Annotated in this window: 6 protein-coding genes and 3 pseudogenes; 5 read left to right on the top strand and 4 right to left on the bottom strand. The window is 67.3% G+C overall.

Annotated elements, in window-relative coordinates; all coding sequences use genetic code 11:
- Positions 1 to 224: 224 nt before the first annotated feature.
- On the bottom strand, positions 225 to 683 hold the full coding sequence (locus AOQ53_RS10300; protein WP_059416700.1) for a hypothetical protein: 459 nt from the start codon (positions 681 to 683) through the stop codon (positions 225 to 227).
- 337 nt (positions 684 to 1,020) lie between these two features.
- On the opposite strand from AOQ53_RS10300, the pseudogene AOQ53_RS45970 reads away from it, so the two are divergent.
- Positions 1,021 to 1,207, top strand: a pseudogene (locus tag AOQ53_RS45970) (winged helix-turn-helix transcriptional regulator); the annotation flags it as partial.
- Here the strand turns inward: AOQ53_RS45970 and AOQ53_RS45965 are convergent.
- A pseudogene (locus AOQ53_RS45965) lies at positions 1,170 to 1,764 on the bottom strand (IS5 family transposase); the annotation flags it as partial. The pseudogenes AOQ53_RS45970 and AOQ53_RS45965 overlap by 38 nt on opposite strands.
- A gap of 5 nt (positions 1,765 to 1,769) precedes the next feature.
- On the opposite strand from AOQ53_RS45965, the gene AOQ53_RS44550 reads away from it, so the two are divergent.
- From AOQ53_RS44550 to AOQ53_RS10285, 3 genes are all read left to right on the top strand, one after another.
- Positions 1,770 to 1,976 carry an HAD-IA family hydrolase gene (locus tag AOQ53_RS44550; RefSeq protein ID WP_059416699.1) on the top strand — a complete coding sequence of 69 codons (207 nt, stop codon included), beginning with the start codon at positions 1,770 to 1,772 and terminating at the stop codon, positions 1,974 to 1,976.
- Between the two features lie 131 nt (positions 1,977 to 2,107).
- Positions 2,108 to 2,578 (top strand): hypothetical protein, encoded by a 471-nt coding sequence (locus tag AOQ53_RS10290; RefSeq protein WP_148640308.1) that lies wholly within the window; start codon positions 2,108 to 2,110, stop codon positions 2,576 to 2,578.
- Positions 2,579 to 3,077: 499 nt separating this feature from the next.
- A complete protein-coding gene (locus tag AOQ53_RS10285) occupies positions 3,078 to 3,989 on the top strand; it encodes a hypothetical protein (protein ID WP_059416697.1) in 912 nt (303 codons plus the stop codon).
- Positions 3,990 to 4,152: 163 nt separating this feature from the next.
- On the opposite strand, the pseudogene AOQ53_RS45960 reads toward AOQ53_RS10285, so the two are convergent.
- Together AOQ53_RS45960 and AOQ53_RS10270 are read right to left on the bottom strand one after the other, a co-directional pair.
- A pseudogene (locus tag AOQ53_RS45960) lies at positions 4,153 to 4,663 on the bottom strand (transposase); the annotation flags it as partial.
- A 239-nt stretch (positions 4,664 to 4,902) separates the two neighbouring features.
- On the bottom strand, positions 4,903 to 5,319 hold the full coding sequence (locus AOQ53_RS10270) for a hypothetical protein (RefSeq protein ID WP_059416695.1): 417 nt from the start codon (positions 5,317 to 5,319) through the stop codon (positions 4,903 to 4,905).
- 187 nt (positions 5,320 to 5,506) lie between these two features.
- Here AOQ53_RS10270 and AOQ53_RS45185 point away from each other — a divergent pair, with 187 nt between their 5' ends.
- Positions 5,507 to 5,914 (top strand): hypothetical protein, encoded by a 408-nt coding sequence (locus AOQ53_RS45185; RefSeq protein ID WP_059416694.1) that lies wholly within the window; start codon positions 5,507 to 5,509, stop codon positions 5,912 to 5,914.
- Positions 5,915 to 6,010: the final 96 nt, after the last annotated feature.

The following is a 6,010-nucleotide window of genomic DNA, read 5'->3' as shown; positions in this document are numbered from 1 at the left end:
CTCTCCTCCAGCTCGCCCACTGCATGACCCTCGCCCGCAAAGTCCCGGCATTCTGAAAGGACCCCTAAACCGGCGGCGGTTCCTCGACCCCACGGTGCAGCAGGAGGCCAACCGCCGGCCTGTCGACTACGCGCAGGCGTAACCAACGTCCTGGCCTCATACAACTAGCAGCCCTTGGCCAGGTGCGGGGGCGGCTCGCGAGCTGCGAGCCGCCCCCCAGCAACCTAGGACTCCGGCCAGAACTGCGCGATGTAGCGCTCGACTCCGTGCACCACACCGTGCTGGGTCTGCGCAGACGCCGCCTCACGGCCGGTGCACACCACTCGAACCGCCCAGACGCCCGGCCCGCCCGACAACTCGATCGCTTCTGGCATCGGTCCTGCCGCCATCCCCCTGGCGCGCAACTTGCCCGAAGAACAAACGATGCCGGCCAGGGCTGTCTCGTCCCACTCTCCGGCCGGCACGGCAGGCTCCCCGTCCCAGATCTCCACCGTCAGGGACGCAGTGTGGGTGTGCCCGGCGCTGTAGAAATCAAGGCGCCCAGTGTGAGCCGTAAGGAACGTGCCGCTCTCGAAACCCTCTGGGAACAGCACAGGAACCTGCGTGTCGTCGAAGTCCTGCAAGGCCCACCCGTTGTAGTCCACATTCACCGGATACTCCTGGCGCCTGATCAGGCTGGCCACGTCACCCCCCTGTCGTCGTCTGGTGCGATGGGCTCCATCATCGTCGATCTTCGGCGGCGAGATCATTGCGGAACCAGGCTTTGCACGGTTCGACGGCGGCCCGTCGGCCGCCCACACGTCCCGCAGGATCGGACATGTCCTCGGTGTTCCCACCCCAGGCCGCTGTGGCGAGGAGCGCGGTGAGGACGAGTGTGGAGCTCAGCGCACGGCTGATGCGGTTGACGAGTTTCTGCGGGTGCCTTTTCGATGGGATGTGCCGAGGCGTCGTGGACGCCCACGTGGCGCAGCAGTTCGCCACGGAGTCGTAGGAAGTCGGGGGAGCCGAGGGCGCGACCCCGACGCGCCGTCACGGGTCGAGTACCAACTCACCGCTCTGGGGCCGGACCTTGCTGGCGCCCATCGACGCCGTCGGCGCATGGGCCTTCGAGTACGGCGATGAGGTTATGGCCGCCCAGGAATCAGCATGCACTCCCGACCCGCAGTCCCTCACCCAACTTGGCGGTCCTGACGGGTCAACAGCGTGAGCCACAGACGTCGCCAGATGAGTGCACCTCCCAGAGTGAGGAAGGCGTCGTGGATGTCGTCGCGGGCCGCCCAACGGATCCGCAGGCGGCGGAACCAGTGCAGATGGGTGAATGCGCGCCCCACCGACCCAGCGTTGGGCGCCCAGACAGGAGCCGTGCTCGGTGCCCCGGCGGTTGATCAGCGGCTTCACACCGAGATCCCAGACCGAGCTGCGGTACTTGTCATGGTCGTAGCCGCGGTCGCCCAGCACCATGTCCGGGCGGCGCCGGGGCCGACCGCGCTTGCCCCGCACCGGCGGCACCGCTTCGAGCAGCGGGATATGAGCTGGGTGACATCGTTACGGTTGCCGCCAGTCAGCGTGGCCGCAAGCGGGATGCCAGTGGCATCGGTGATCAGATGGTGTTTGCTACCGGTTCTGCCCCCGTCAACAGGGCTCGGCCCGTCTTGGAACCCCCTGCAACGCCGGGATGTGGGAGCCGTCGACGGCAGTTCGGGAGAAGTCCAGGGCATTCGCGCTGCGGAGCTTGGCAAGGAGGACCTCGTGCCGCCGGGGCCACCTTCTTGGAGATCATTTCGTCAGGGGTTCATAACGCCAAGCCCCACCCGGGCGCCTACCAACTGGCGACAACGCGATCGGGGATCGCGGCACACCGCTGCGTCGTGGTCGAGGACGCCCCGGCGGGGATCGCCGCGGGCAAAGCGGTCTGCTGCACCGTCATCGCTGTCACCAGCACTCAAATGGCTGAGACTCTGGGAACCGCGTTCTGAGTGAGTCGTGGCGAATTCCGGACAGGCGTTGCCCTGACATTTGTCAGGAGCTCAGCACCCGCTTCCTCACTAGGGTCTGTCCACGACGCTGTCCGTAGGTCAGTACCTTTCTTTCAAGACGAGGGGGATCCATGAGTCGCTCCATGGACCGCAGGACGCTGTTGAGGTCGGCCGGGTCCGCGGCGGTGGCGGGATCGCTGGGCGCGCTGGGTGTCGCGGCGCTCGCCACACCCGCCCACGCGGCACCCGGAACGATCAACACCGACCAGGTGATGGCCACTACCAATCGCGTGACCCACGCCCCGAACCAGCGCGGAACCATCGGCATCGAGCTCCGTTCCGGCTACTACAACGGCTACCAGTACGGCTGGGGGCGGCTCGTCGGCTCCGGCTGGGACCCGCGTGGCTGGATCTGGCTGGACATCAGCAGGGACGGCGGCAGGACCTGGTCCTTCGCCGACGGCACCTACCTGTCGGACGGCACCGGCTACGCGCACACGTCCGGGTGGCTCACCCAGTCCGACCCGAACTACGTGTTCAGGGCCAGCTACGACAGCAATTTCAGGGCCGTCAACCCGTACGTCCAGAGCGGAATCTGGTGACAGCCGTCCCCAGGCGCGGTGCACAACAGCTCAAGGCCCATACCAGCGTGCGCGGCGGCAGAAATGTCGGCGGGGCCGCTTGGGCCGCGAGTCCTTCACCAGCTGACCACCCAGGTCGGCGTGAGCCGGTTACCGAAGGCGCGCGGGCTCACACCGATGAACGGACTCCAGCACGGCTCCGGTGATCACGCCAGCCGCAACCCGAGGTATCGCAATCAAGATCACTTACGGGACAGCCCTTGGCGGCAGAATTCGACGGCTCGCATCTCGGTCACACGGCGGCCTGAGGCACGGAGGCCACCCCTGTCCGACTTACGACGCTGACACCTGGTGTTGGCTGAAACATCAACTCATCACACCTGAAACACAGTTGTCGCACATCCTTCTGGTTGGCAGACTCGCCTCGCCGACGGAAACTCGCGGACAAGCGTGCGAACATGCACGCGGAAGCATTACGTCGGCGGACGGGGCTCACGTCATTTCACCAGGGGGAACATCCATGAACCTCAGCCTGCCCAGACGCGTCCTGGCCCGTGCCACCGCCACCCTCGCGCTGGCGGTGGCCATGGCCACCGGCACCACCGGCCTGCTCTCCGGCAACGAAGCGCACGCCCTGCCGGTCACCGGGGGCTCCTTCAGCTTTAGCGGCGACGAGGGCGACTACATCAGCGGCGGCCAGTCCTACGCCTACGCGACGGCGTCCCAGGACCGCATGAACGTCTCCGGCAACACCGACAACAGGGTGGTCACCGTCTCCGTCGACGGAGCGAACGGCGACTGGTGGACCCTGAACCTGGCGGCGCCGTCCGGCAAAGCCCTGACGCCCGGGACCTACACGGGAGCCACCCGCTACCCGTTCAACGAAGGGACCGAACCGGGCCTGTCGCTCAGCGGCAACGGTCGCGGCTGCAACCAGCTCACCGGCACCTTCACGATCTCCGCAGTGGAGTTCGGCCCCCAGGGCTACGTGAAGAAGCTCGACGCCACCTTCGTGCAGCACTGCGAGGGAGGCACTGCGGCCGCGCGCGGCGAGGTCCACATCGAGAACCCGGCCCCGCCGGCCGAACTCGGCCTGGGCCTCCGCATCGCCCTGGACGGCACCGCGAGCTCCCTCAACGGCAAGGCCACCTTCCACGGCACGGTGAGCTGCAACAAGCCGGTGCGGGTGACCGTGGCGGGCGACGTCACGCAGGTGAAGAAGCGGGACCTCATCCGCGGTTCCTTCTCCACGTCGGTGTCCTGCATCCCGGGCGCCCCGGTCGGCTGGACCGGTACGGCCGTACCCACCGGCTCGGTCCCCTTCCAGAAGGGGGACGTCGAGGTCGAGGGCCGCGCGACGGCGACGGACCCGGACTACGACCAGCCGGTAACGGTCAGCGAGACGGTGGCGGTCCGCCTCACCCGGGTCTGACCCCCACGTCCTGACGCACAGCCGCAGAAGCACCGCCCGGCCCGGGCCCTGGTCCTCTCGAGGAGTGGGGACTGGGCCGGGTCGCGTTGTGCGGCACCTGGACCACGGGTCTCTTGGAGGTCCTGACAAAGGCGTTGGACGTGGCGGTGAGTGATCAGGCAGGCCAGGAGATGGTGCGTTCGACGACCCAGCGGAAGATGCCCGGGCCGGAGCGGTGCGGCTGGCCGCGTTCGGCGATCGCCGGGCGGATGCCTCGCTGCCGGAGCAGGCGCCGGTGCTTGTCGTGGTCGGTCGGCCAGCAGCGCGTCCGGCCGTCGGCGTGGTCGGTCGACACGGCCGGGACGGCGGGGACCTTGTCGAGCAGGGGCAGCAGTTGGGTGACGTCGTTGCGGTTGCCGCCGGTCAGGGACACCGCGGGCGGGATGCTCTGGGGGCATCGGTGAGGACGTGGTGCTCGCTGCCCGACCGTGCGCGGTCGACCGGGCTGGGTCCGCTTTTGGGCCCCGTCGGGAGGCCCTGACGTGGGAGGAGTCGATCACCGCCCGGGGCCTGTCGAGTTTGCCGGCTGAACGCAGCTTCTTCAGCAGCGCCACGTGCAGCTGCTCCCACACGCCCGCTTCGTCCCAGGCAGCCAGGCCCCGCCAGCAGGTCATGCCCGATCCGAAGCCCAGTTCGCAGAAAACCTGGCCAACCTGGCCGCCTGCACCCTCAGCGAGCTGGAGACTCTGCTCCGCAGGCGACTCAAGGCGCTGCAGTACCGGCGCAGCATCCTCGGCGGATTCCTCGCCGGGACGGACCTGACTCTCGACAGACCGGACGCACCCTAATGCGCCGAAGTCAGTAAACGCCCTGGCACGGATGTCACACTCGGGCGCCACGGCCCTCTCAAGGGCGCCTGGACGGCGCGGGCTGCTCAGGCGGCGTAGTGCCCCGTCGACTTGGCGTCGCTCCGGAAGTAGAACTGATACTCGGTATTGTCCTTGACATTCGTGGCGACCACTTTCCAGCTACCCGCTTTGGCGAGCTTGTAGTCGGCCTGGCACTCCTTGCCGCCGCTCATGTCAAGGAAGCAGACCTTCACGTAGCGGTCGGTATCGGTCTTGATGTTGATGTCGGCGCAGCTACTCGTCGTCTTAAGGTAGTTGGCCGTGGGGTAATTCGGGTAGATGTGAGTGCCCGACGCCTTCGTGTAGCCGCGAGCGTTGCCGTAGCAGGACTGGGCGACCACCTCCCCCTGGGTGGCCGCGCCGGCGCTGCTGGTGCCGAGTAGGCCGCCGCCGATGAGCGCGCCGGTCATGGCGACGGTGGCGAACCGCTTGCGAAGGTTCATGGAGGGCCCTTCCCCGTTGATGTGCTGACGTGTATCCCCGCCACTGTGGCGGGTGGGCAGGGCGGGCGGTACCTGAAACATTCCAGGTACCGGGCCCGAGCACGATCCACCATCGTGGGTGCCGAGTCTCACGTGGCCCACACTGCAGGGGCGTTGGGGCCGCAGGCATCGACAACGGGGGTTTCCCATGCACATCCGCAAGCGTTTCGTCGCAGTCGCCGTCAGCGGAGCGCTCGCCTGCGCCGGTCTCATCGGCGGTACGGCCAGTGCGGCCACCCCGGGGGAGGTGGTCGCCCAGTCCTGCTACGACAACGCATGGAGCTACAGCAAGCCGTCGGGCACCTACTTCCAGCCGCAGAGCGTCACGTACTTCATGACCGGTAACTGCGCCGACATCAACATCAAGACCGATACCGACCGCAGGGTGAAGGTCTGTTTCTACAGCAGCAGCGGCGGCCTCAACTACTGCCAGAGCTCCTACAAGACCACCACGGCGGGCCAATGGAAGGTCATCGCCAGCGACGTCCTGAAGGGCACCAACTTCAAGTTCCAGTTCGCGAGTTCCGCCGCCTCGACGGGTAAGCGGGCCCACTGATCATCAAGGACCCGCACGGGTTCCCTGCCACTAGGGTCTGTGTGATGTCGGGATCAATCTTGCCGAATCGGGTCCGTCTGGGAGGCGGATCCGGTA

Source organism: Streptomyces azureus, assembly GCF_001270025.1.
Classification (GTDB): Bacteria; Actinomycetota; Actinomycetes; order Streptomycetales; family Streptomycetaceae; genus Streptomyces; species Streptomyces azureus.
This window is presented reverse-complemented; position numbering and strand designations above follow the sequence as displayed.

What these genes read in the sequence shown, in the direction of transcription:
- AOQ53_RS10290 (WP_148640308.1), top strand. Translation starts at nt 2,108, where the DNA reads ATGAGTCGCTCCATGGACCGCAGGACGCTGTTGAGGTCGGCCGGGTCC.
- AOQ53_RS10285 (WP_059416697.1), top strand. Translation starts at nt 3,078, where the DNA reads ATGAACCTCAGCCTGCCCAGACGCGTCCTGGCCCGTGCCACCGCCACC.
- AOQ53_RS10270 (WP_059416695.1), bottom strand. Translation starts at nt 5,319, where the DNA reads ATGAACCTTCGCAAGCGGTTCGCCACCGTCGCCATGACCGGCGCGCTC.
- AOQ53_RS45185 (WP_059416694.1), top strand. Translation starts at nt 5,507, where the DNA reads ATGCACATCCGCAAGCGTTTCGTCGCAGTCGCCGTCAGCGGAGCGCTC.